At 69.1% G+C, this 22,693-nt stretch carries 22 protein-coding genes; 17 read left to right on the top strand and 5 right to left on the bottom strand.

Features of this window, described 5'->3' with window-relative positions; all coding sequences use genetic code 11:
• The first annotated feature begins 4 nt into the window (after positions 1 to 4).
• Positions 5 to 469: a cytochrome c-type biogenesis protein gene (locus FGX59_RS05555; protein WP_138465527.1), complete on the top strand. Its 465-nt coding sequence runs from the start codon at positions 5 to 7 to the stop codon at positions 467 to 469.
• 69 nt (positions 470 to 538) lie between these two features.
• On the top strand, positions 539 to 1,315 hold the full coding sequence (locus FGX59_RS05550) for an enoyl-CoA hydratase-related protein (RefSeq protein WP_138465526.1): 777 nt from the start codon (positions 539 to 541) through the stop codon (positions 1,313 to 1,315).
• Between the two features lie 9 nt (positions 1,316 to 1,324).
• On the opposite strand, the gene FGX59_RS05545 is transcribed toward FGX59_RS05550, so the two are convergent.
• The 3 genes from FGX59_RS05545 to miaA all read right to left on the bottom strand — a co-directional run bounded on the left by FGX59_RS05545 (position 1,325) and on the right by miaA (position 4,660).
• Positions 1,325 to 2,959: an ABC transporter substrate-binding protein gene (locus FGX59_RS05545; protein ID WP_138465525.1), complete on the bottom strand. Its 1,635-nt coding sequence runs from the start codon at positions 2,957 to 2,959 to the stop codon at positions 1,325 to 1,327.
• A 169-nt stretch (positions 2,960 to 3,128) separates the two neighbouring features.
• A complete protein-coding gene (locus FGX59_RS05540) occupies positions 3,129 to 3,653 on the bottom strand; it encodes a hypothetical protein (protein WP_138465524.1) in 525 nt (174 codons plus the stop codon).
• A 125-nt stretch (positions 3,654 to 3,778) separates the two neighbouring features.
• Positions 3,779 to 4,660, bottom strand: coding sequence for a tRNA (adenosine(37)-N6)-dimethylallyltransferase MiaA (miaA, locus tag FGX59_RS05535; RefSeq protein WP_138465523.1), 882 nt, complete (start codon positions 4,658 to 4,660; stop codon positions 3,779 to 3,781).
• Positions 4,661 to 4,767: 107 nt separating this feature from the next.
• Here miaA and pyrH point away from each other — a divergent pair, with 107 nt between their 5' ends.
• The 12 genes from pyrH (at position 4,768) to lpxB (ending at position 16,889) form a co-directional block, all read left to right on the top strand.
• A complete protein-coding gene (pyrH, locus tag FGX59_RS05530; protein ID WP_138465522.1) occupies positions 4,768 to 5,505 on the top strand; it encodes a UMP kinase in 738 nt (245 codons plus the stop codon).
• Positions 5,506 to 5,618: 113 nt separating this feature from the next.
• Positions 5,619 to 6,188 carry a ribosome recycling factor gene (gene frr / locus FGX59_RS05525; protein ID WP_138465521.1) on the top strand — a complete coding sequence of 190 codons (570 nt, stop codon included), beginning with the start codon at positions 5,619 to 5,621 and terminating at the stop codon, positions 6,186 to 6,188.
• Between the two features lie 93 nt (positions 6,189 to 6,281).
• A complete protein-coding gene (uppS, locus tag FGX59_RS05520) occupies positions 6,282 to 7,007 on the top strand; it encodes a polyprenyl diphosphate synthase (RefSeq protein WP_255471541.1) in 726 nt (241 codons plus the stop codon).
• Entirely contained in the window at positions 7,004 to 7,807 is an 804-nt protein-coding gene (locus FGX59_RS05515; protein WP_138465520.1) for a phosphatidate cytidylyltransferase, read from the top strand. The genes uppS and FGX59_RS05515 overlap by 4 nt, the downstream gene beginning before the upstream one ends.
• Positions 7,808 to 7,810: 3 nt before the next feature.
• Entirely contained in the window at positions 7,811 to 8,986 is a 1,176-nt protein-coding gene (gene dxr / locus FGX59_RS05510; RefSeq protein WP_138465519.1) for a 1-deoxy-D-xylulose-5-phosphate reductoisomerase, read from the top strand.
• Between the two features lie 28 nt (positions 8,987 to 9,014).
• Positions 9,015 to 10,349, top strand: a complete 1,335-nt coding sequence (gene rseP, locus FGX59_RS05505) for an RIP metalloprotease RseP (RefSeq protein WP_138465518.1) — start codon at positions 9,015 to 9,017, stop codon at positions 10,347 to 10,349.
• A 195-nt stretch (positions 10,350 to 10,544) separates the two neighbouring features.
• Positions 10,545 to 12,854 carry an outer membrane protein assembly factor BamA gene (gene bamA, locus FGX59_RS05500; protein ID WP_240722255.1) on the top strand — a complete coding sequence of 770 codons (2,310 nt, stop codon included), beginning with the start codon at positions 10,545 to 10,547 and terminating at the stop codon, positions 12,852 to 12,854.
• Positions 12,808 to 13,557, top strand: coding sequence for an OmpH family outer membrane protein (locus FGX59_RS05495; protein ID WP_138465516.1), 750 nt, complete (start codon positions 12,808 to 12,810; stop codon positions 13,555 to 13,557). The genes bamA and FGX59_RS05495 overlap by 47 nt, the downstream gene beginning before the upstream one ends.
• Before the next feature lie 70 nt (positions 13,558 to 13,627).
• A complete protein-coding gene (gene fabZ / locus FGX59_RS05490; RefSeq protein WP_138465515.1) occupies positions 13,628 to 14,086 on the top strand; it encodes a 3-hydroxyacyl-ACP dehydratase FabZ in 459 nt (152 codons plus the stop codon).
• 4 nt (positions 14,087 to 14,090) lie between these two features.
• Complete coding sequence (gene lpxA / locus FGX59_RS05485) at positions 14,091 to 14,888, top strand: acyl-ACP--UDP-N-acetylglucosamine O-acyltransferase (RefSeq protein ID WP_138465514.1); 798 nt, start codon at positions 14,091 to 14,093, stop codon at positions 14,886 to 14,888.
• A 4-nt stretch (positions 14,889 to 14,892) separates the two neighbouring features.
• Positions 14,893 to 15,711, top strand: coding sequence for an LpxI family protein (locus FGX59_RS05480; RefSeq protein ID WP_255471540.1), 819 nt, complete (start codon positions 14,893 to 14,895; stop codon positions 15,709 to 15,711).
• Positions 15,699 to 16,889, top strand: coding sequence for a lipid-A-disaccharide synthase (gene lpxB / locus FGX59_RS05475; RefSeq protein WP_138465513.1), 1,191 nt, complete (start codon positions 15,699 to 15,701; stop codon positions 16,887 to 16,889). Before FGX59_RS05480 ends, lpxB begins: the two co-directional genes overlap by 13 nt.
• 10 nt (positions 16,890 to 16,899) lie before the next feature.
• Here the strand turns inward: lpxB and FGX59_RS05470 are convergent, their stop codons facing one another.
• Both FGX59_RS05470 and mnmA read right to left on the bottom strand, forming a co-directional pair.
• Positions 16,900 to 17,487 (bottom strand): hypothetical protein, encoded by a 588-nt coding sequence (locus tag FGX59_RS05470; RefSeq protein ID WP_138465512.1) that lies wholly within the window; start codon positions 17,485 to 17,487, stop codon positions 16,900 to 16,902.
• A gap of 365 nt (positions 17,488 to 17,852) precedes the next feature.
• Positions 17,853 to 18,986: a tRNA 2-thiouridine(34) synthase MnmA gene (gene mnmA / locus FGX59_RS05465; protein ID WP_138465511.1), complete on the bottom strand. Its 1,134-nt coding sequence runs from the start codon at positions 18,984 to 18,986 to the stop codon at positions 17,853 to 17,855.
• Between the two features lie 132 nt (positions 18,987 to 19,118).
• On the opposite strand from mnmA, the gene FGX59_RS05460 reads away from it, so the two are divergent.
• The 3 genes from FGX59_RS05460 (at position 19,119) to ligA (ending at position 22,692) form a co-directional block, all read left to right on the top strand.
• Positions 19,119 to 19,397, top strand: a complete 279-nt coding sequence (locus FGX59_RS05460) for a DUF1153 domain-containing protein (protein ID WP_138465510.1) — start codon at positions 19,119 to 19,121, stop codon at positions 19,395 to 19,397.
• 94 nt (positions 19,398 to 19,491) lie between these two features.
• The gene (gene ctrA, locus FGX59_RS05455) at positions 19,492 to 20,205 is read left to right on the top strand and encodes a response regulator transcription factor CtrA (protein WP_138465509.1); all 714 of its coding nucleotides are present in this window, start codon (positions 19,492 to 19,494) and stop codon (positions 20,203 to 20,205) included.
• 99 nt (positions 20,206 to 20,304) lie between these two features.
• Positions 20,305 to 22,692, top strand: coding sequence for an NAD-dependent DNA ligase LigA (gene ligA, locus FGX59_RS05450; RefSeq protein WP_138465508.1), 2,388 nt, complete (start codon positions 20,305 to 20,307; stop codon positions 22,690 to 22,692).
• Position 22,693 lies beyond the last annotated feature (1 nt).

Genomic DNA, 22,693 nt, shown 5'->3' with positions numbered 1-22,693 from the left:
GGCGATGCGCCTGATCCTTGCCGCCCTGATGCTGGTCCTGGCGCTGCCGGCCTTCGCCGTGCAGCCCGACGAGATGCTCTCCGACCCGGCGCTTGAATCGCGCGCCCGCGAGCTGTCGAAGGAGCTGCGCTGCCTGGTCTGCCGCAACGAGAGCATCGACGAGTCGAATGCCGGGCTGGCCCGCGACCTGCGGCTCCTGGTGCGCGAGCGGCTGGTCGAGGGCGACAGCGATGCCGAGGTGATCGACTTCGTCGTCGACCGCTACGGCGAATACGTGCTGCTGAAACCGACGCTGACAGGCGCCAACCTGATCCTCTGGGTGGCGGGGCCGGTGCTGCTGCTTGCGGGCATCGGCATCGGCATCGGCTACCAGCGCCGCAACCGGCTGTCGCGCGAGGCGCCCGCCGAGCGGCTCAGCGAGGACGAGGCGGCGCGGCTGAAGGCGATCCTCGACGACGGATCCGCGTGACGGGGCGTAGCGCTTTCCATCCGGCGAAGCCCGGCTAATCTGGCCCGCGGGACATCCGGGGAGGACGCCATGGACTACGAGACGATCGCGCTGGACTTGGCCGAAGGGGTGGCGGTGATCCGCCTCGACCGGCCGGAGCGCAAGAACGCGCTGAACACCCGGATGCGGGTGGAGCTGCTGCATGCGCTGAAAGCGGCGGAGCGCGCGGCGCGGGTGATTGTGATGACCGGGGCGGGCGACGCCTTCTGCGCGGGCCAGGACCTGGCCGATCGCGGCAATGCCGCCAATCTGGAGGTCGAGCGCACGCTGCGCGACGAGTACGAGCCGCTCCTGCGCGCCATCCACGACAGCCGCCTGCCGGTGATCGCCGCGGTCAATGGCGCTGCGGCGGGCGCAGGCGCCAACCTGGCGCTGGCCGCGGACGTCGTGATCGCGGCCGAGCGGGCGGTCTTCGTCCAGGCCTTCTCGCGGATCGGGCTGATCCCGGATGCAGGCGGCACCTACTGGCTGCCCCGCCAGGTCGGCGTCGCCAAGGCGATGGGGGCGATGCTTTTCGCCGAGCCGGTCAGTGCCTGCCAGGCCGAGGCCTGGGGGATGATCTGGCAGGCCGTGCCCGATGCCGGGTTCGAGGACGCCTGGAAGGCGCGCGCGCGCCAGCTCGCCGACGGGCCGACCGAGGCCTATGCACGGATGAAGCAGGCGCTGCGCCAGAGCTACGAGAACGGGCTCGACGCGCAGTTCCGGCTGGAGGCGCATCTGCAGGGCGAATGCGGCCGGACCCGCGACTTCACCGAGGGCGTCATGGCCTTCCTCGAGAAGCGCCCGGCGAAATTCGAGGGCCGCTGAGCCCGCGTCTCAGCCCGCCCGCGCCAGCTCGTGCAGGTCGATCATGTCCTTGTGCGTGCGCTCCGCCCCGGTGACGCCGGGCCGGTAGTGGCGCATCAGCCGCCGCCAGTAGGGTTGCACGATCACCGCCTGGTCGCGCAGCTTCTGCTGCAGCCCGGCCATCACTTCGCGCCGCTCCTCGACGCCGGGCAGCCCCTTGGCGCGGTCGAGCAGCGCGTCGAATTCCGGATCGGCAAAGCCGGTCTCGTTCCAGGCCGCGCCCGAGCGGTAGGCCAGATCCAGCACCTGAACGCCAAGCTCGCGCGCGTTCCAGTTGGTCGAGGAGAAGGCGAAGTCCTTCCAGCCGGCATTGTACTCGGAGGCGGGCAGGATGACCCGCTTCACCTTGAACCCGGCATCGCGCAGCTGCGCGGCCATCACGTCGGTGGTGAAGCGGCGCCAGTCGTCGTCGATCGAGACCAGCTCGTGCTCGTATTCCAGCAGCCCGGCCTCGTCCATCAGCCGCTGCGCGGCCGCCACGTCCTGGCGCGGCGGGGCTATGCGGGCATAGGCGGGGTGCAGCGGCGAGACATGGTGATTCTCCGCCACCGTCCCGCGGCCGTCATAGCCGAGCTCCAGCAGCACCTGGTTGTCGACCGCCAGCTGCAGCGCCTGGCGCACGCGCAGGTCGCCATAGGGGCGGAAGCCGCCCATCTCATGGGTCTGGCTGGCGCGCAGCACGATGGTCGCAGAGGTGTCGATCTCCGAGCGGGTCCAGCCGATCCCGTCGAGCACCGAGACATAGGCGCCGATCGTGTCGTAGGTCACGTCGATCTGCCCGGCCTCGGCCGCCGCCGCCACTGCCGCGGGATCGGGGCCGAGATCGACGAATTCGATCCGGTCGACGCGGCCCGGCCGCCAGGGGCTGCGCGCCGGGTCGCGCTCCAGCACGGCGCGCGCGCCGGGGCTGTATTCGGCAATGCGGTAGGCGCCGGTGCCGATCTGCCGCTCCAGCGGGTCCTCGCCGATGGCGGAGCGGTGCATCACCACGGCGGGATAGTCGGAGAGCCCGGGCAGCAAAGTGATGTCGGGAAAGCCGAGCTCCAGCCGCACCGTCAGCGGATCGACGATGCTGACCGCGCCCGCGCGCAGCCCGCCGGTTCCCGGATCGACCAGCGAGGCCAGGCGCGAGGCCATGGAATTGCCCGCCAGGCGGCTGTCGCACCAGCCCTCGAAATTCGCCAGCACGTCCTCGGCGGTGAAGGCGTCGCCATTCGACCAGGTCACGTCCGGGCGCAGATGCAGCGTGCAGGAGGCGGCATCCTCCGCGGTCTCCCAGGACTCGAGCAGCCGCCCCGAGAGCCGCCCGTCCGGATCGGCATGGACCAGCGTGTCGAGGAGCCCGGCGCAGGCATTGTACTTCTCGGTGAAGTCCCAGAGCCGGGGGTCGCCCTGCGGCAGCACGCGCATCTGGATCCGCAGGCCGCTGCCCGGCGCCTCCTGCGCGCGTCCGGGGCCGGGCGCGCCAAGGGCCGCGGCCGAGACGCCAAGCGCGGTGGCGCGGGCGAGGAATTCGCGGCGGTCCATGCCGCCCGTCCGCCAGTCGCGGCCGAGTTCGCCAAGCAGGGAACGGGGCAGGGCGGCGGGGCGGCGGGATTGGCTCATCGGGGCTTCCTTCGGGCGCGGCTGTCACGGCGGCAGCATGGGCAGCGCGGGAAGGGCGCCCGGGGGCGGCTCCGCGCCGGACCGACTGCCGGGTCCGTATCCGAAGATGGGACGGAAGCCGCGATGCGGCAAGGGCAATTCTGGAAACGCGACTGCGCGGAAGGGGGGCTCAGCGCTTGGGCTGGGCGATGGCGCGCAGCATGTCGGAGGCCTGCGCGCTCGGGACATGGGGGCGGCCGGTCTGGCGGGCGAGCCAGAGCAGCATCAGCGCCGCGCGGTGGAACAGCATCAGGTCGCGGTCGGGGCTGTCGCTGGAGGATTCATGGCGCAGATCCTCGATCAGCGCGTTCATCTCCGACTGCACCTGCACGCCCTGCATCCGCAGATGCAGCTGCTGCTGCGGGAAGGGCAGCATGCATTTCTCGGCGAAGAACACCGCCGTGCCCTGGCAGCGCGGCGAGATCTCGATCCCGTGGGACAGGTTGGCGGGCAGGAAGATCGCGTTATGGCCGGTGAAGCCGCGCAGTTCGCCGTCGACGCTCAGCCGTCCCTGCCCATGGGCGATCCAGAACAGGACCGGCGCCATGTAGCTGCGTTCCGCGCCGAGCCCGAATCCGCCGGCCCGGGCCAGCTGGGACAGCGGCACCACGATGAGCGGGTGGGATACGTTTTCGTTGTACTGCGCGTCAAACATGGGATCTCCCTCGCAACTTAGCAGGATACTAGAGAACCGGGACAGATTCGGCCAAGGCCGGATCGCCTCGACCCGCGAAGACGGCCTCCCGGCTGCGATAACATGCCCAACTGGTAAAGAAACTCCTAATTTTTGGCGGGAATCGGTTCCCAGCCCGCCATCTTGCTGCGCATCCACGTCCTCTGGCGCTTGGCATACTGGCGGGTTGCCAGCTTGGCTGCGTCAACTGCCTCAGCTTCGGGCATCATGCCTCTTATCGCGGCAATGAGCTCTGGGGCGCCGATGGCGCGCGAGGATTGCAGATCGGGGTCCCAGCCGGGCTCCATTCGCCGCGCTTCGTCCCATCCGCCGGCCTCGAGCATCGCGTCGAAGCGGCGGTCGATCCGGGCGTTCAGCGTGTCGCGGCCGATCTCCACCCGGAAGAATGCGGCTTCCCCGGCCGGGAGCAGCGCCGGGCCGGTCTCGTCCTGCCAGGAGGCGAGGCCGCGGCCGGTCTGGCGGCGGACCTCCCAGGCGCGCTGCACCCGGGCGGGATTGCGCAGGTCGATGCGCCCGGCGGTCTGCGGATCGAGCTCTGCGACCATCGCCTCCAGCCCGTCGGCGGCAAGCCGCGCATTGGCCTCCGCGCGCACCCCGGGATCGGTCGCGGGGATGTCGGCCAGCCCCTTCAGCATCGCCTGGAAGTAGAGCCCGGTGCCGCCGACAATCACCGGGGCGGGACGGCGCGCGAGCAGCGGCGCGACATCGCGCAGCCAGTCCCCGACCGAATAGGCGCGGCGGTGCCCGACATGGCCGTAAAGCCTGTGGGGCGCCCGCAAAAGCTCGTCATCCGAGGGGCGCGCGGTGAGGATCCGCCAGCCGTCATAGACCTGCAGCGCGTCGGCATTGACCACCTCGCGGCCCTGCCGTTCGGCGAGATCGAGCGCGAGGGCGGATTTCCCGGACGCGGTGCAGCCCGAAAGCAGCACAACCTTTGCGGGATCGGTGTCGGGCAGGCGGCTAGACATGCCGCCGGGTCCCTGCGCGGCGCCCTGCGCGCCAGAGCGAGGTTGTGCCACGTCGCGGATTCGGACTAAGTGGCCACGCAGAATTTGAGTTCGAGGAAGACTGTGCCATGGGAGACGAGAAAGCAGCGACGCCGGTGACGTTCAAGCGGGTATTGCTGAAGATTTCCGGCGAAGCACTGATGGGGGACGCGGGCTTCGGCCTGAATCCGCCCACGGTGGAGCGGATCGCCTCCGAGGTGCAGCGCGTGCACGCGCTCGGCGTCGAGGTCTGCATGGTGATCGGCGGCGGCAACATCTTCCGCGGCCTGCAGGGCTCCGCCCAGGGCATGGAGCGGACAACCGCCGATTACATGGGGATGCTGGCCACCGTGATGAACGCGCTGGCGATGCAGTCCGCGCTGGAGGCGCACAACATCCACACCCGCGTGATCACCGCGATCCGGATGGACGAGGTGGCCGAGCCCTATATCCGCCGCCGCGCCGTGCGCCACCTGGAGAAGAAGCGCGTCTGCATCTTCGCCGCGGGCACCGGCAACCCCTATTTCACGACCGACACGGCGGCGACGCTGCGGGCCAACGAAATGGGCTGCGAGGCGATCTTCATGGGCAAGAACGGCACCGACGGCGTCTACGACAAGGACCCGCGCCAGAACCCCGATGCGCGCCGCTACGACAGCGTCACCTATGACGAGGTCCTGGCCAAGAATCTCAAGGTGATGGACGCCTCGGCGATCGCGCTGGCACGCGACAACAACAAGCCGATCATCGTCTTCTCGCTGGACGAGCCGGGCGGGTTCTGCGGCATCTTGCGGGGCGAGGGGACCTATACAAGAGTGCATGGTTAGGCGTATAAACTTCTGCCGGACCCCGCTGCCCGGACGGCCACGCCCCAATGAAATCCCGGTTCCCGATGCCACGGTCAGAGCCGGCAAGGACAGAAACAAGAGGCTGCTCGCTGATGTCTACCGAAGACGACCTAGAGATTGACCTGGACGACCTGCAACGGCGGATGGACGGTGCCATGACCGCGCTGAGGCACGAATTCCAGTCGCTGCGCACCGGCCGCGCCGCTGCCACCATGGTCGATCCGATCCATGTCGATGCCTATGGCGCCTCCACGCCGATCAACCAGATCGGCACGGTGAACGTGCCCGAGCCGCGCATGCTGACCATCAACATCTGGGACAAGTCGCTGGTCGGCAAGGCCGAGAAGGCGATCCGCGAGAGCGGGCTGGGCATCAACCCGGTGGTCGACGGCACCATCATCCGCCTGCCGATCCCCGAGCTGAACGAAGAGCGCCGCACCCAGCTGACCCGCGTCGCCGCGCAATATGCCGAGCATGCGCGCGTCGCGATTCGCAATGTGCGCCGCGACGGGATGGACCAGATCAAGAAGGCGAAAGCCGCCGGGATGAGCGAAGACGACCAGAAGATCTGGGCGGACGAGATCCAGGAATTGACCGACGGCGCCATCGCGAATGTGGACAAGGTGCTCGAAGCCAAGCAAGCTGAGATCATGCAGGTGTGAACCTCATCTGCTGGCGTTCCCCGCGATTTTAGGCTGGGGGGCGTCTGTATTGCCGGTAGCGGCGCGTATGTTCAGCCATCTCACGAGGATACATTGGCGGCAAAAGATTCCTCAGCTTCCCCCGCGGCACATGTCGCCATCATCATGGACGGCAACGGCCGCTGGGCCAAGGGCCGGGGGAAGCCGCGGCTTCACGGGCACAAGATAGGCGCGCGCCGCGTGCGCGAGGTGGTCGAGGCCTGCCCGGATTACGGGGTCCGCTATCTGACGCTCTATGCCTTCTCGACCGAGAACTGGAAGCGCGCGCCCTCCGAGGTGGCCGGGCTGATGGCGCTGTTCCGGCAGTTCATCCGGTCCGAGACTGCAGAGCTGGTGCGCCAGGGCGTGCGCGTGCGCTTCATCGGCGACCGCCGCCCGCTCAATTCCAAGCTGCGCCGCATGATGGGCGAGCTGGAGCAGGCGACGGCGCGCAACGAGACGCTGAACCTGACCGTGGCGCTGAACTACGGCGCCCGCGACGAGCTCAGCCGCGCGGCGGCGCGGATGGCGGCCGATGTCGCCTCGGGCAAGCTGCCCGAGGCCAATCTCGACGCCGACAGCCTGCGGCCCTATCTCGATACCGCCGACCTGCCGGATCCCGACCTGGTGATCCGCACCTCGGGCGAGACGCGGATCTCGAATTTCCTGCTCTGGCAGTCGGCCTATTCCGAATTCGAGTTCACGCCGGTCTACTGGCCCGATTTCGGCCGCAACGAGCTGGCGCGGATCCTGGCGAATTTCGGCTCGCGAGAGCGCCGCTTCGGCGCTGTGCTGACATGACGGAGCCGGCCGCGCCGCGGCCGGGCTCGAAGCTCACCGATCTGGGGCCGAGGACGATCTCGGCCGTGGTGATGGCCGGGACCGGCATCGCCGTCGTCGCCATTGGCGGCGTCGTGCTGGCCGTGGCCGTGGCCGCGGCGGTCGGGCTGATGGTCTGGGAACTGGCGCGGATGTGCGGCTCGCGCGAGCCGGTGCTGCTGGCGGCGGTGGCCGGCGTCTCCTGCCTCTTCGCGATGCTCCTGCCCGAGGGCTGGGGCGTGCCCTTCCTGATCCTGCCGGCCTTCGTCGGCATCTCGCGGCCGGGGCTGCGCAAGATGTCCTTCGCGATCTTCTCCGTGCTGATGCTGCTGGCGGGCTTCGGGCTCGTGCATGTGCGCGGCGATTTCGGCGCGGCCTGGATGACCTGGCTGATCCTCGTCGTCGTGGTCACGGATGTCTGCGGCTATTTCGCCGGCCGGCTGATCGGCGGGCCGAAATTCTGGCCGAAGATCAGCCCGAAGAAGACCTGGTCCGGCACGGTGGCGGGCTGGATCGGCGCCGGTCTCGTCGGCTGGGGCGCGATTGCGCTGCTGCATGGCGGCAGCGAGGTGATCGGCCTGTCGATCGGCCTCTCCATGGCCTCCCAGCTCGGCGACATCGCCGAGAGCGCGCTGAAGCGGCGCGCCGGGGTCAAGGACAGCTCCAACCTGATCCCGGGCCATGGCGGGCTCTTCGACCGCTTCGACGGCATGCTGGGCGCCACCGTCCTCTTCCTGATGGTCGAGCAGGTGGTGGGCTTCCCGCCCTCTCCCTGGGGCTGAGCGATGCGCAGGGTCTCCATCTTCGGCGCGACCGGCTCGATCGGCGACAGCACGCTCGACCTGATCCGCCGCGACCGCGACGGCTACCGCGTGGTCGCGCTGACCGGCGGCGGCAATATCGCCAAGCTCGCCCGGCTGGCGCGCGAATTCCGTCCCGAGATCGCCGTCACCGCCTATCCCGAGCGCCTGGCCGAGCTGCGCGCCGCGCTCGAGGGCAGCGGCGTCGCGGCCGCGGCCGGGTCGGAGGCGCTGCTCGAGGCCGCGGACCGGCCCGCCGACTGGATCATGTCGGCGATCATCGGCGCCGCAGGGCTGCCGCCGGGGCTGCGCGCGCTGCGCCACGGCACGACGCTGGCGCTGGCCAACAAGGAGAGCCTGGTCTGCGCCGGGCCCCTTCTGCTCGAGACTGCGCGGCGCCACGGCGCCACCATCCTGCCGGTCGACAGCGAGCATTCGGCGGTCTTCCAGGCGCTGGCGGGCGAGGGGCTCGACAGCGTCGAGCGGGTGATCATCACTGCCTCGGGCGGCGCCTTCCGCGACTGGCCGCTGGAGCGGCTGGCCGAGGCGACGCTGGCGGAGGCCTCGAGCCACCCGAACTGGGACATGGGCCAGCGCATCACCATCGACAGCGCCTCGATGTTCAACAAGGCGCTGGAGCTGATCGAGACGAAGGAATTCTTCGGCATCGCCCCGGAGAAGATCGAGGCGGTCGTCCATCCCGAGAGCATCATCCACGCGATGGTGGCCCATAGCGACGGCGGCATCCTCGCGCATCTGGGCGCGCCCGACATGCGCCACGCGATCGGCTACGCGCTCCACTGGCCCGAGCGGCGGCCGCTGCCGGTCGAGCGGCTGGATTTCGTCAAGCTCGGCAGCCTGAGCTTCCGCCCGGCCTGCGAGACGCGCTATCCGGCGCTGCGGCTGGCGCGCGAGGTGATGCAGGCGGGCGGGCTGCATGGCGCGGCGTTCAACGGCGCCAAGGAACGCGCGCTCGACCATTTCATCGCCGGGCGCATCCGCTTCACCGAAATGGCGGACATGGTGTCGCGCGTTCTCGAAGATTTGGCCGGGTCCGGCGCGCTGGCGGGCGGCGTCACCCTTGAAGAGGTGCGCCGCGTGGACCAGATTGCCCGGGAGACCGCTGACGCAGCGCTGCGGCTCGGCACGGCCGCGCAGTGACGCGGCACGGAACTAGAAAGGCTAAGGCGTGGACCTGATCGGGCTTATCCCGCAATTCGGAAATCTCATCTGGACCATCGCGGCCTTCGTGGTTGCCCTGTCGGTCATCGTCGCGATCCATGAATACGGGCACTACATCGTCGGCCGCTGGTCGGGGATCCATGCCGAGGTGTTCAGCCTGGGCTTCGGCCCGCGGCTCGCCTCCTGGCGCGACCGGCGCGGGACGCTCTGGCAGATCTCGGCGCTGCCGCTCGGCGGCTACGTGAAATTCCTCGGCGATGCCGATCCCGCCAGCGCCGGCAAGGACGGCGCGATGGAGGCGATGGATGCCGAGACGCTGCGGAAGACCATGCATGCCGCGCCGCTCTGGGCGCGGGCGGCGACGGTCGCGGCCGGGCCGGTCTTCAACTTCCTGCTGTCGATCGCGCTCTTCACCGGGGTGATCCTGTGGCAGGGCCAGGCCAGCGATCCGCTGACCATCGACACGCTGCGGCCGCTGCCGCCCCAGGTCCAGAGCCTGGAGCCGGGCGACGAGCTGCTGGAGATCAACGGCGCCGCGGTGCCCGAGCTGGCCGGGTTCGACAGCTTCGTCTCGACGCTGCCGCGGGCGCCGGTGCTCGACTACACGGTGCTGCGCGACGGCAGCCAGGTCGAGGCGCGGGGGCCTTTCCCCTATCCGCCGCTGGTCTCCTCGGTCAGCCCGAAATCCGCGGCGATGGATGCCGGGATCGAGCCGGGCGACTACATCCTGTCGGTGGCGGGCACGGCGATCTCGTCCTTCGACGACCTGCGCAGCGCGGTCAGCCAGTCGCAGGGCGCGCCCCTGCAGCTGGGGATCTGGCGCGACGGACGCAGCTTCCCGGTCGAGCTCGCGCCGCGCCAGACCGACATGCCGACCGCCGATGGCGGCTTCGAGACGCGCTACCTGATCGGCGTCACCGGCGGGCTCTTCTTCGAGCCGGTCACCGAGATGCCCGGACCTCTCGCCGCCATCGTGATGGGGGCAGGGCAGGTCTGGTTCATCATCGAGCAGAGCCTTTCGGGCCTGTGGCACATGATCACCGGCGCGATCTCGTCGTGCAACCTCTCGGGGCCGATCGGCATCGCCGAGACCTCGGGCGCGGCAGCCAGCCAGGGCCCGGCCAGCTTCATCTGGTTCCTCGGCGTGCTCTCCACGGCGGTCGGGCTGATGAACCTCTTCCCGATCCCGGTGCTTGACGGCGGCCATCTGGTCTTCTTCGGCTACGAGGCGGTTGCGGGCCGTCCGCCCTCGGACCGGGCGCTGCGGGCGCTGATGGCAGGCGGATTGACGCTCATCCTCGGGATGATGGTCTTCGCGATCTCCAACGACCTCTTCTGCTGAACAATTCACCGCATCCGCCTGCCTCATGCAGGTGGTGCGGCAACAGACGCGAAAATTGGCACCGCCCGCGGCGCAAGCCGTTTTGACAACCCGGCCGTCTCGGTCTACGGACGGGACGAGGCAAGAAAAAAACGGTCGAGGTTAGGCATGGCGCGGCACAAGGACAGGCGGAACCGGCTTCGGACCGGTGTGGCAATGAGCACGGCAGCCTGGCTTGCCATTTCCGCGCCGCTGGCGACCTTCCCGGTCGGCGCCTTCGCGCAATCGGCAGGGCAGAGCTTTTCGCGGATCGAAGTCGACGGCAACCTGCGGGTGGATGACAGCTCGGTGCTGACCTATGCAGGCATCGCGCCCGGCACGCCGCTGACCGCCGGGCAGCTCAATGCCGCCTACCAGCGGATCATGGGCTCGGGCCTGTTCGAGAGCGTCGAGTTCGACACCTCGGGCAGCACGCTGACCATCACGGTCAAGGAATTCCCGACGGTCAACCAGATCTCGATCGAGGGCAACCGCCGTCTCGACGACGACGTGCTGACGCCGCTGCTGACCACCCAGCCGCGCCGCGTCTACAGCCCCACGACGGCCGAGAACGACGCGCGCACCATCGCCGAGGCCTACCGCCAGGCCGGGCGGCTCGGCGCGGTCGTCACCCCGCGCATCATCCCGCGCAGCCAGAACCGCGTCGACGTGGTCTTCGAGGTCACCGAGAGCGCCGTGGTCGAGGTCGAGCGCATCGCCTTCGTCGGCAACAAGAGCTTCACCGACCGCCGCCTGCGCAACGTGCTGGGCACCAAGCAGGCCGGGCTGTTCCGCGCGCTGGTCGCCCGCGACCAGTATGTCGAGGACCGCATCGCCTACGACCGCCAGGTGCTGACCGACTTCTACCGCGCCCGCGGCTTCGTCGATTTCGAGGTGACCTCGGTCTCCACCGAATTCTCGCGCGAGCGCAACGCGTTCTTCATCACCTTCAACGTCCGCGAAGGCCAGCAGTACCGCTTCAACTCGGTCAAGATCGCCTCCGAGGTGCCCGAGATCCAGGCCGAGGATTTCGAGAGGATCGTCCGCACCCGCCCGGGGCAGCTCTACTCGCCGCTGCGCGTCGATGACGGCATCGCCCGGCTGGAGCGCAAGGCGATCATGGACGGCTACGACTTCATCCGCGTCGACCCGCGGATCGAGCGCAACAACGCCAGCCAGACGCTGGATCTGACCTACACGCTGACCCGCGGGCCGCGCATCTTCGTCGAGCGGATCGACATTGAGGGCAACTCGCAGACCCGCGACGACGTCATCCGCCGCCAGTTCGACACGGTCGAGGGCGACCCGTTCAACCCGCGCGAGATCCGCAACGCCGCGTCGCGGATCCGGGCGCTCGGCTTCTTCTCGAATGCCGATGTGACGCCGCGCGAGGGCACCGCGCCCGACCGGGTCATCATCGACGTGAACGTGGACGAGCAGCCGACCGGCCAGATCGGCTTCGGCGTCAACTACTCGGTCGGCGACGGCTTCGGCGGCACGTTCAACCTGTCCGAGCAGAACTTCCTCGGCCGCGGCCAGCAGCTGTCCTTCTCGATCGCCGCCGGGACCGACAACGCCTCGGGCACCCTGCGCTTCACCGAGCCCGCGCTTCTCGGCCGCGACGTGTCGGGCACGATGGAGGTGTTCTACTCCTCGACCGACAACTACAGCGCCGACTACAACACCCGCGAGATCGGCGTGCAGCCCTCCGTCGGCTTCAATCTCAGCGACTATTCGCGCCTGAGCCTGCGCTACCGCCTGGCGCAGGAAGAGCTCTACGACGTCGATACCGGCGATGACGACGACGCCGACGACAACGGCAGCTCGGTCATCCTCCAGGAGGAGGAAGGCAACCGGATCTCCAGCTCGATCGGCTACACCTACACCTTCGACACGCGGCGCGTGGGCCTCAACCCCGATGCCGGCATCCGTTTCCAGTTCAGCCAGGATCTGGCGGGGCTCGGCGGCGACAGCGAATACATCCGCACCACCGCCTCGCTGCGCGGCGAGACCAAGATGATGGGCACCGACCTCAACATGCGCGCCGAGCTGCAGGGCGGGGCGATCGCGGCGCTCAACGGCAAGGACACGCGGATCATCGACCGCTTCGGCGCCGGGCGCCGGGTGCGCGGCTTCGACCGCAACGGCTTCGGCCCGCGCGACCTGACCGCGACCAACGAGGACGCGCTCGGCGGCAACTACTACGCCGCGCTGCGCACCGAGATGGACTTCCCGATCGGCCTGCCGGAGGAATACGGCGTCCGCGGCGGGGTGTTCTTCGACACCGGCTCCATCTGGGGCCTCGACAATACCGAGGGCACCTCGGGCGAGGTGGATGACAGCTTCCACCTGCGCGCGGTCCTGGGCGCGTCGCTCTTCTGGACCACGCCTCTGGGGCCCTTGCGCTTCGACTTCACGCGGGCGCTTCTGAAGGAAGACTATGACGAAGAGCAGACCTTCGACTTCTCGATCTCGACGACGTTCTAGCGCCGTCCTGCTGGCGGCGGCGCTCTGCGCCTCCGCCGCTGCGGCCTCCGCCCAGGAGGCCGGGGAGACCGGCGCGGCAGAGCAGCCCGGCGCGCAGGCCGCGGCCGGAGCGGCCGCTGCGCCGCAGGCGTCGGACGGGACCGTGGTCAGCCCGGTGCTGACGCTGAACCAGGACGCGATGTTCACCCAGAGCGCGCTCGGCAAGCGGATCGTCGCCGATCTCGAGCGCGACCGCAACGCGCTGGCCCAGGAGAACCGCCGCATCGAGGCGGAGCTGACCTCCGAGGAGCAGGAGCTGACCGACAAGCGCCCGGTGACGCCGCCGGACGACTTCGCCAAGCTCGCCGCCGATTTCGACGAGAAGGTGCAGCAGCTGCGCCAGGAGCAGGACCGCAAGGCCCGCGCGCTGCAGCAGCGCCTGGAGGCCGAGCGGCAGAACTTCGTCAGCCGCGCCGCGCCGATCCTGGCGGAGATCGCGCAGGAGCGCGGCGCGCTGGTGATCCTCGACAATACCGTGGTGCTGATGGCCTTCGACGTGGTGGATGTCACCGACGAGGCCGTGGCCCGGCTCGACAAGGAGATCGGCAATGGCGCCAGCTCCTTCGGGCCTGCGGAGCCGAGCCCTGCGCTGCGCCCGACGCCGCGCATGCTGCGCCAGACCCCGGTCCCCGACGGCGGCGCCGCCTCCGGCAGCGGCGACTGAGCCGCTTGCCCCGGACCGGCCGGCTTGCTAACCCGGAGGCCACGCTCATCGCAGCCAAGACAGGACGACCATGACCGAGACCCCGACCACCGCCGATATCGACCTGATCCAGAAGGTGATCCCGCATCGCTACCCGTTCCTGCTGGTGGATCGCGTCAGCGACATCGTGGCGTCGAAATCGGCGATCGGCCTGAAGAACGTCACCATGAACGAGCCGCAATTCACCGGGCACTTCCCGGCGGCGCCGATCTTCCCGGGCGTGATGCAGATCGAGGCGCTGGCGCAGACGGCGTCGGTGCTGGTGGGGCTGTCGCTCGATCTGGTCGGAAAGAACGCGCTGGTGTATTTCATGGGCGTCGACAAGTGCAAGTTCCGCCGCAAGGTGGTGCCGGGCGACCAGCTTCTGCTGAAGGTCGAGGCGCTGCGCGGCGGCGGCAAGGTGTGGAAGTTCAAGGGCGAAGCCTCCGTGGACGGCGAGACCGCCTGCGAATGCGAGTTCATGGCGATGATCGACGTTCCCAAGGAGTGATCCGGTGAGCATCCACGAAACAGCCCAGATCCACCCCTCCGCCGTGGTCGAGCCCGGCGCCCGGATCGGCGAGGGCGCGATCGTCGGGCCCTTCTCGCTGGTCGGGCCGAAGGCGGTGATCGGCCCGCGCGTCCATCTCAAGAGCCATGCCGTGGTCACCGGCATGACCGAGGTCGGCGAGGAGACGGTGGTCTTCCCCGGCGCCGTGATCGGCGAGATCCCGCAGGATCTGAAATTCCGGGGCGAGGAGACGCGGCTGGTCGTGGGCAAGCGCAACCGCATCCGCGAGGGCGTCACCATGAATACCGGCACCGAGGGCGGCGGCGGGCTGACCAAGGTCGGCGACGACTGCCTGTTCATGACCGGCGCCCATGTCGGCCATGACGTCCATGTCGGCGACCGGGTCATCATGGCGAACCAGGCGGCGCTGGCCGGGCATTGCCGGATCGACGACGACGTCATCATCGGCGGGCTCTCGGGCATCCACCAATGGGTGCGGATCGGCAAGGGCGCGATTATCGGCGCGGTGACCATGGTCACCAATGACGTGATCCCCTACGGCCTGGTGCAGGCGCCGCGCGGCGAGCTCGACGGGCTGAACCTCGTGGGGCTGAAGCGCAAGGGCGTCGCGCGCTCGGACATCACCGCGCTGCGCGCCGCCTACCAGATGCTCGCCCAGGGCGAGGGCGCCTTCATGGACCGCGCCCGCAGGCTGGGCGAGGAGACCTCCAGCGACTACGTCCGGGACATCGTCGATTTCATCCTCGGTCAGACCGACCGCTCGTTCCTGACGCCGCGCTGATCCTGTGGCGGGACCGCTCGGGATCATCGCGGGGCAGGGCGGCCTCCCCGTGGAGCTCGCGGCTGCCGTGGCGGCGTCGGGGCGCGGCGTGGTGCTGGCCGAGATGGAGGGCCATCCCTCCGGCGTGCCGGGCGGCCATCCGGTCGTCACCTTCCGCGTGGAGCGGCTGGGGCGGCTGTTCCGCGACCTGCGCCGCGCGGGCGTGGAAGAGGTCGCGATGGCCGGGATCCTCCACCGTCCCGCCTTCGATCCGCGGTGCTTCGACCTGAAGACCCTGGCGCTGGTGCCGCGGATCTTCCGCGGCCTGCGCGCGGGCGACGACGCGCTCCTGCGGCTGGTGATCGCGATCTTCGAGGAGAACGGATTCCGCATCCGCGGGGCGCATGAATTCCTTGCCGATCTGGTCGTCCCGCCCGGGCCGATGACCCGCGAGGGACCGAGCCGCGCCCAGAAGGGCGATGCCGCGCGCGGCCGCGCCATCCTGGCGGCGATCGGCCCCGAGGATGTCGCCCAGGCCTGCGTCGTGGCGCGCGGGCTCTGCCTCGGGATCGAGGCGATCTACGGCACCGACGCGCTCCTGTCGGACGTGGCGCGCCACCGTCCCGAGCGGCGCCCGGAGACCGGCGGCACCTTCGTCAAGGTCTCGAAGCCGGGGCAGGAGATGCGCGCCGACATGCCGGTGATCGGCCCGGCCACGGTGGCGGGGGCCGCGGCGGCGGGGCTCGACGGCATCTGCCTCGAGGCGGGCCGGGTGATGATCCTCGACGCGCCGAACGCGGTGCGGATGGCGGAAGAAAAGGGAATCTGCATATGGGCGACGTGACGACGGCCAGGCCGCCGCGCCTCTTCCTGCTGGCCGGAGAGCCCTCGGGCGACGTGCTGGGCGCCGAACTGGCCGCCGGGCTGCGCGAGCTTGCGCCCGGAATCGAATTCGACGGCGTCGCCGGGCCGCGGATGCAGGCCGAGGGCGTGCCGAGCCTCTTTCCGATGGACGAGCTCAGCGTCATGGGCCTTGCCGAGGTGGTGCCGCGCTATCTCGATCTCAGGCGGCGGCTGCACCAGACGGCGGAGCATGTCATCCGCACCCGTCCGGACGCGCTGGTGACGGTCGACGCGCCGGATTTCTCGCTGCGCCTGGCGAAGCTCGTCAAGGCGAAGGCGCCGCATATCCGCACGGTCCATTACGTCGCCCCCTCGGTCTGGGCCTGGCGTCCGGGCCGGGCGCGCAAGATGGCGAAGATGATCGACCAGGTGCTGGCGCTGCTGCCCTTCGAGCCGCCCTACATGGAGGCCGAGGGGATGCGCTGCGATTTCGTCGGCCATCCGGTCGCGGCCAAGCCGCAGCCCGGGCCGGAGGCGGTGCGCGATTTCCGCCTCGGCCATGGCATTCCGCCCGACGCGCCGCTGGTCCTCGTTCTGCCGGGCTCGCGCCGGGGCGAGGTCGCGCGGCTGGCGCCGATCTTCGGTCCGGCCCTGGCCCGCATCGCCGAGGCGCAGCCGCGCGCGCGCTTCGTGCTTCCGGCGGCGGCCTCCGTGGCGGGGCTGGTGCGCGAGCTTTCGGACGGCTGGCCGGTCCAGCCGGTGATCCTCGATCCGACCGAGGGCAGCGGCCCGGCCGAGAAGGCCGCCGCCTTCGCCGCCGCCGATGTGGCGCTGGCCGCTTCGGGCACGGTCAGCCTGGAGCTGGCCGCGGCCGATACGCCGATGGTGATCGCCTATACCTTCAGCGGGCTGACCAACCGGATCATGAAGCGCATGGCGCTGATCGACACGGTGACGCTGGTGAACCTGGTCTCGCAGACCCGCGTGGTGCCGGAATTCCTGATGGAGAACTGCCAGCCGGAGCGGATCGCGGATGCGCTGCTGCAGGTGCTGGCCGATCCCGAGCCGCAGCGCCAGGCGGCCCGGCTGACGATGGAGCGGCTCGGCCGCGGCGGGCCGCCGCCCGGGCTCAGGGCCGCGCGGGCGGTCCTGTCGGGGCTGGGGCGGACGGTCCTCTAGACCCGCCGGCTCAGAGCGCGGTGCCGCGTGCCTTGCGGCGGTGCAGCAGCGCCAGGCCCGACAGGGCGGCGGCCAGGGGCAGCAGCCCCGCGGGCAGCGGCACGGGGGCAACCGGCGCAAGGTCGCCTTCCGTTGCCAGCTGGTCGGTATCGGCGATGAAATACCAGTCCGAGCCGGAGGCGAGCCCGCCATCCGTCGTGCCGCTGAGATCGATCAGAAGCGATGTGTAGAGATCGCCGACCGGATCGCTTCCGGCGACATTGACGAGCCCGGAATAGGTCGCCTCCACCACGCCGGTCAGCGAGGTGCCGTCCTCGGACCCCGAAGACGAGGCCTCGACGGCGGTGCGGCCCAGGTTGGAGCCCTCGGTGCCGATCTCGCCGCCATAGTCGAGATCGAAGACCGAGCTGGCCGGGGCGAGGTCGATGGCGAGCGACACCAGGGCGGAGTCCGAGGCATTGTAGAGCGCGAAGGGATTCGAGTAGGACGTCCCGGTTTCGACCAGCTCGAAGAGCGTGCCGTAGATCGCACCGGTATTCCTGCCATAGGCCGTGATGGCCGCGCTCTCCGACGATCCGTCGGCGAAAGTGGCCGTCACGGTTGCCCCTGCCAGGCTGGCGCCGTTGCTGGTGTAGCTCGCAATGCCGTCCTCAGTGACATACCGGGACGACCCGTCTGTCGCGACATTGAGCGTTGCTGCGTCTGCCGGCAGGGCCGCAGCGGCTGCCCCAAGGGCAGAAAGCGCCGGGAGGATACGCATGAGTGAACTCCTGGAAAAAGTGCTTCACCAGGAATTAAGTTAACATGTTAATCGATATTTTCCATAAATAATAAGAAAATCTTACAGCTAGCGAATACAGGTAAAGTCTTGCGATATGCTTTTTCGCGCGCTGCCTGCACCGCGGGGCGCTGTGCCCGCGCCGAGGCGACTCCGGGCGGACGGGCCGCCGCGGAGCCTTTGGCTCAGTTGCCGCGCCAGATCCAGCCGCCGCCGAGCACGCGCGAGCTGTCCGGCTGGTAGAGCACGCAGGCCTGGCCGGGGCTTACGCCTTCCTCGGGCGTCAGCAGCTCGACCTCGGCCTCGGTCTCGCTGATCGCGCGCAGGATCGCCGGGCGGGGCGGACGGGTGGAGCGGACCTTGGCCGAGACCTCCCATTCCGCGCGGTCGGTGATCTTGCCGTCGCCCAGCCAGTTCAGCTCGCGGATCGGCACACGGCGGGTGGCCAGCGCGTCCTTCGGGCCGACCACGACCTGGCGCGCGTCCGGATCGAGCTTCACCACATAGAGCGGCGTGTCGAGCCCGCCGATGCCCAGGCCCCGGCGCTGGCCGATCGTGTAGTGGATCACGCCGCGATGGGTGCCCAGGACATTGCCCTGCATGTCGACGATTTCGCCGGGATCGGCCGCATTCGGCCGCAGCTTCTCGATCACCGCCGCGTAGTTGCCGTCGGGCACGAAGCAGATGTCCTGGCTGTCGGGCTTGTCGGCCACCATCAGCCCGTATTTCTGCGCCAGCGCGCGGGTCTCGGCCTTGGAGCTCAGATGCCCAAGCGGGAAGCGCAGGTAGTCGAGCTGCCCCGGCGTGGTCGAGAACAGGAAATAGCTCTGGTCGCGCTGCGGATCGGCCCCGGCATGCAGCTCGGGCCCGTGATCGCCCTGCATGCGCTGGATGTAGTGGCCGGTCGCCATGCAGTCGGCCTCCAGATCCTTCGCGGTCTCCAGCAGGTCGCGGAACTTCACCCGCTCGTTGCAGCGGATGCAGGGCACCGGGGTCGCGCCCGCCAGGTAGCTGTCGGCGAATTCGTCGATCACCGCGTCCTTGAAGATGTTCTCGTAGTCGAGGACGTAATGCGGGAAGCCCAGGTCCTCGGCCACCCGGCGGGCGTCGTGGATGTCGCGCCCGGCACAGCAGGCGCCCTTCTTCGCAAGCGCAGCGCCGTGGTCGTAGAGCTGCAGCGTGACGCCGATCACGTCATAGCCCTGCTCATGCAGGAGCGCTGCCACGACGGAGCTGTCCACGCCGCCGGACATGGCGACGAGCACGCGCGTTTCCGCGGGCGGCTTTGCGAAGCCGAGGGAATTCAGCTCTTGGGTCATCTGGTCCGTTTACCGTGTTCCGGGAAAGCCGGGGATTATAGCCAAATCCCATGCACTTACAAGAACGAGTTTTACATGATCTTAGGCCCCTCACGCCGAAATGACCGCCGTGGGGCATTGAGGGGACAGACCATGTATATACGCAAAGTCGAGGGGCCGCGCATCGTCAATCTTCCAGGCGGCGGAACTTTGAGCCGGGCGGACCTGCCGCCAAGAGACACGAGGCGATGGGTCGCCAGCCGCAAGGCAGTGGTGGTGCGGGCCGTGGATCACGGGCTGATCACCCGCGAAGAAGCGCTGAAAATGTACGGACTTTCCGAAGAAGAGCTCGAATCGTGGCAGAATGCGGTCAAGGCTCACGGAGAGGCGGCTTTGAAGACAACCTCTTTACAAAAGTATCGTCAACTTTAAGTTGTTAACAGCGGTATCATGTCCGCGGTAACGTGTGATTAACCTCTATTGTTCACGTTAACGTCGTGAAACGACTTCCAGCGGAGAGAGAAAGATGCGCGTTCTGCTCGTCGAGGATGACCCGACAACTTCGAAAAGCATCGAGCTGATGCTGACCCATGCCAATCTGAACGTGTATTGCACCGATCTCGGCGAGGAGGGAATCGACCTTGCCAAGCTCTACGATTACGATCTCATCCTCCTGGATCTGAACCTGCCCGACATGAACGGCCTCGACGTGCTGCGCCAGCTGCGCCTGGCGAAGATCGACACCCCGATCCTGATCCTCACCGGCGCCGACGATACCGAAAACAAGATCAAGGGATTCGGTTTCGGCGCCGATGACTACCTGACCAAGCCTTTCCACCGCGAGGAGCTGGTCGCGCGCATCCATGCCATCATCCGCCGCTCGAAGGGCCATTCGCAGTCGATCATCCGCACCGGCAAGATCTCGGTCAACCTGGACGCCAAGACGGTGGAGGCGGGCGGACAGCCCGTGCACCTGACCGGCAAGGAATACCAGATGCTGGAGCTGCTCTCGCTGCGCAAGGGCACGACGCTGACCAAGGAGATGTTCCTCAACCACCTCTATGGCGGCATGGACGAGCCCGAGCTGAAGATCATCGACGTCTTCATCTGCAAGCTGCGCAAGAAGCTGAGCCAGGCAACCGGCGGCGAGAACTACATCGAGACGGTCTGGGGCCGTGGCTATGTCCTGCGCGATCCGGAGCCGAAACTGGCCGAGCCGCCGATCGCCCTCGGCGCCTGAACCTTCTGGACGGCGGCGCCCAAGGCACCTATCACCCGCAGGAGTGAGGTGCGACAAGCGAGGGTGCCCGTGTCCGGATCAGAGCCTGTTCCCGCAGAGATGACGTCCGAAGAGGCCGCGGCCGAGCTGGAGAAGCTCTCGGCCGAACTGGCCCGGGCGGATGAAGCCTATCACAACCAGGACGACCCCTTCCTGAGCGACGCGGAATACGACCGCCTGAAGCGCCGCGCGCTGTCGCTCGAAGAAGCCTTCCCGCAGCTCGTTTCCGCAGAATCGGTCTCCCGGCGCGTCGGCGCGCCGGTCGAGTCGGGCTTTGCCAAGGTCCGCCACGCGCAGCGGATGATGTCGCTGGCCAATGCCTTCTCCGACGAGGATGTCGCCGAGTTCGATCTCGGGATCCGCCGCTATCTGGGCATCGCCGCGGACGCGCCGCTGACCTTCACGGCCGAGCCCAAGATCGACGGCCTGTCGCTGTCGCTGCGCTACGAGGACGGCCGGCTGGTCCAGGCCGCGACCCGCGGCGACGGGGCAGAGGGCGAGAATGTCACCGCCAATGCCCGCCAGATCGCCGACATCCCGCGGGAGCTCGACGGCGCCCCCGCGATCCTCGAGGTCCGCGGCGAGGTCTACATGGACAAGGACGACTTCGCCGCGCTGAACGAGCGCCAGGCGGAGCAGGGCGGCAAGACCTTCGCCAATCCCCGCAACGCCGCGGCCGGCTCGCTGCGCCAGCTCGACCCGGCGATCACCGCCCAGCGGCCGCTGCGCTTCTTCGCCTATGCTTGGGGGGAGCTTTCCGCGCCGCTGGCAGAAACCCAGTCCGGCGCCATCGCGCGCCTCGCCGAGCTCGGCTTCCAGACCAACCCGCTGACCAGCCGCTGCGAGACCGTCGGCGACCTGGTCGCGCATTACCGCGGGATCGAGCAGGCGCGGGCGACGCTCAATTACGACATCGACGGCGTCGTCTACAAGGTCGACGACCTCGCGCTGCAGCAGCGGCTGGGGCTGCGCTCGACCACGCCCCGCTGGGCCATCGCGCACAAGTTCCCCGCAGAGCTTGCCTGGACCCGGCTCGAGGCGATCGACATCCAGGTGGGCCGCACCGGCGCGCTGTCGCCGGTCGCGCGGCTGCAGCCGGTGACCGTCGGCGGCGTCGTCGTCTCGAACGCCACGCTGCACAACGAGGACTACATCGCCGGGCGCGACGCTGCGGGCGGAGAGATCCGCGGCGGCAAGGACATCCGCATCGGCGACTGGGTGCAGGTCTACCGCGCCGGCGACGTGATCCCGAAAATCGCCGATGCCGATCTGGAGAAGCGCCCGGCCGAGGCCGTGCCCTATGCCTTCCCCGAGACCTGCCCGGAATGCGGCTCGGCCGCGATCCGCGAGCCGGGCGATGCGGTGCGCCGCTGCACCGGCGGCATGATCTGCCCGGCCCAGGCGGTCGAGAAGCTGAAGCATTTCGTCTCCCGCGCCGCCTTCGACATCGAGGGGCTGGGCGCGAAACAAGCCGAATTCTTCCACGCGATGTGCTGGATGGCCGAGCCCGCCGACATCTTCAAGCTGCGCGAACGCGACGCCGCCTCGGACCGGCTGGTGCGCGACCCGGCCGAGGCCATCGCCCGGACCGAGGGCGATCCGGACCGCCGCCGCGAGCTCTTGGAATGGCTTTCGGACATGCTGCGCGGCGCGGGCGTGCCGGTCGACGACACCGACCCGGACCATGTCGCCGCCGCGATCCGCCATCTGGCGGGCAAGCCCTTGGCGCAGATCAAGGGCTGGGGCGAGAAATCCGCGCAGAACCTGCTCGACGCGATCGACGAACGTCGGCGGATCGAGCTGAACCGGGTGATCTTCGGCCTCGGCATCCGCCATGTCGGCGAGGTGGCCGCGCGCGACCTGGCGCTGCATTTCGGCAGCTGGGAGGCGCTTCTGCGCGCCGTGGACCTGGCCCGTCCGGCGGAGCTGCGCCACCAGGAGGCCGAGGCCGCCATCGAGGAGGAGCGCCGCGCCGCGAAGGATGCCGGGCGCCGGGCGGAGATCACCGCGACGCGCACCCGCATCTGGGACCAGGCGCCGGAGATCCCGGCCGAGAGCCGCGCCGCCTGGGAGGACCTGGTCGGCATCGACGGCATCGGCGCGACGGTCGCCGTCTCGCTGGTCTCGGCCTTCGCCCAGGAGGCGGAGCGCGCCTCGATCGACCGGCTGGCCGCCGAGCTCGACATCCAGGCGGTGGAGCGGCCGAAAAGCTCCGGCAGTCCGATCGAGGGCAAGACGGTGGTCTTCACCGGCTCGCTGGAGAAGATGACCCGTGCCGAGGCCAAGGCCCGGGCCGAAGCGCTCGGCGCCAAGGTCTCGGGCTCGGTCTCGAAGAAGACCGATCTGGTCGTGGCCGGGCCGGGGGCGGGATCGAAGGGCGCCAAGGCGGCCGAGCTCGGGATCGAGACCATCGACGAGGATGGCTGGATCGCGCTGGTTTCGGCTTGAG

Origin of the sequence: Poseidonocella sp. HB161398 (genome assembly GCF_005870025.1) — a bacterium.
Classification (GTDB): Bacteria; Pseudomonadota; Alphaproteobacteria; order Rhodobacterales; family Rhodobacteraceae; genus Mangrovicoccus.
Note: the sequence above shows the minus strand (reverse complement) of the source record. Positions and strands in the feature narration are given on the sequence as shown.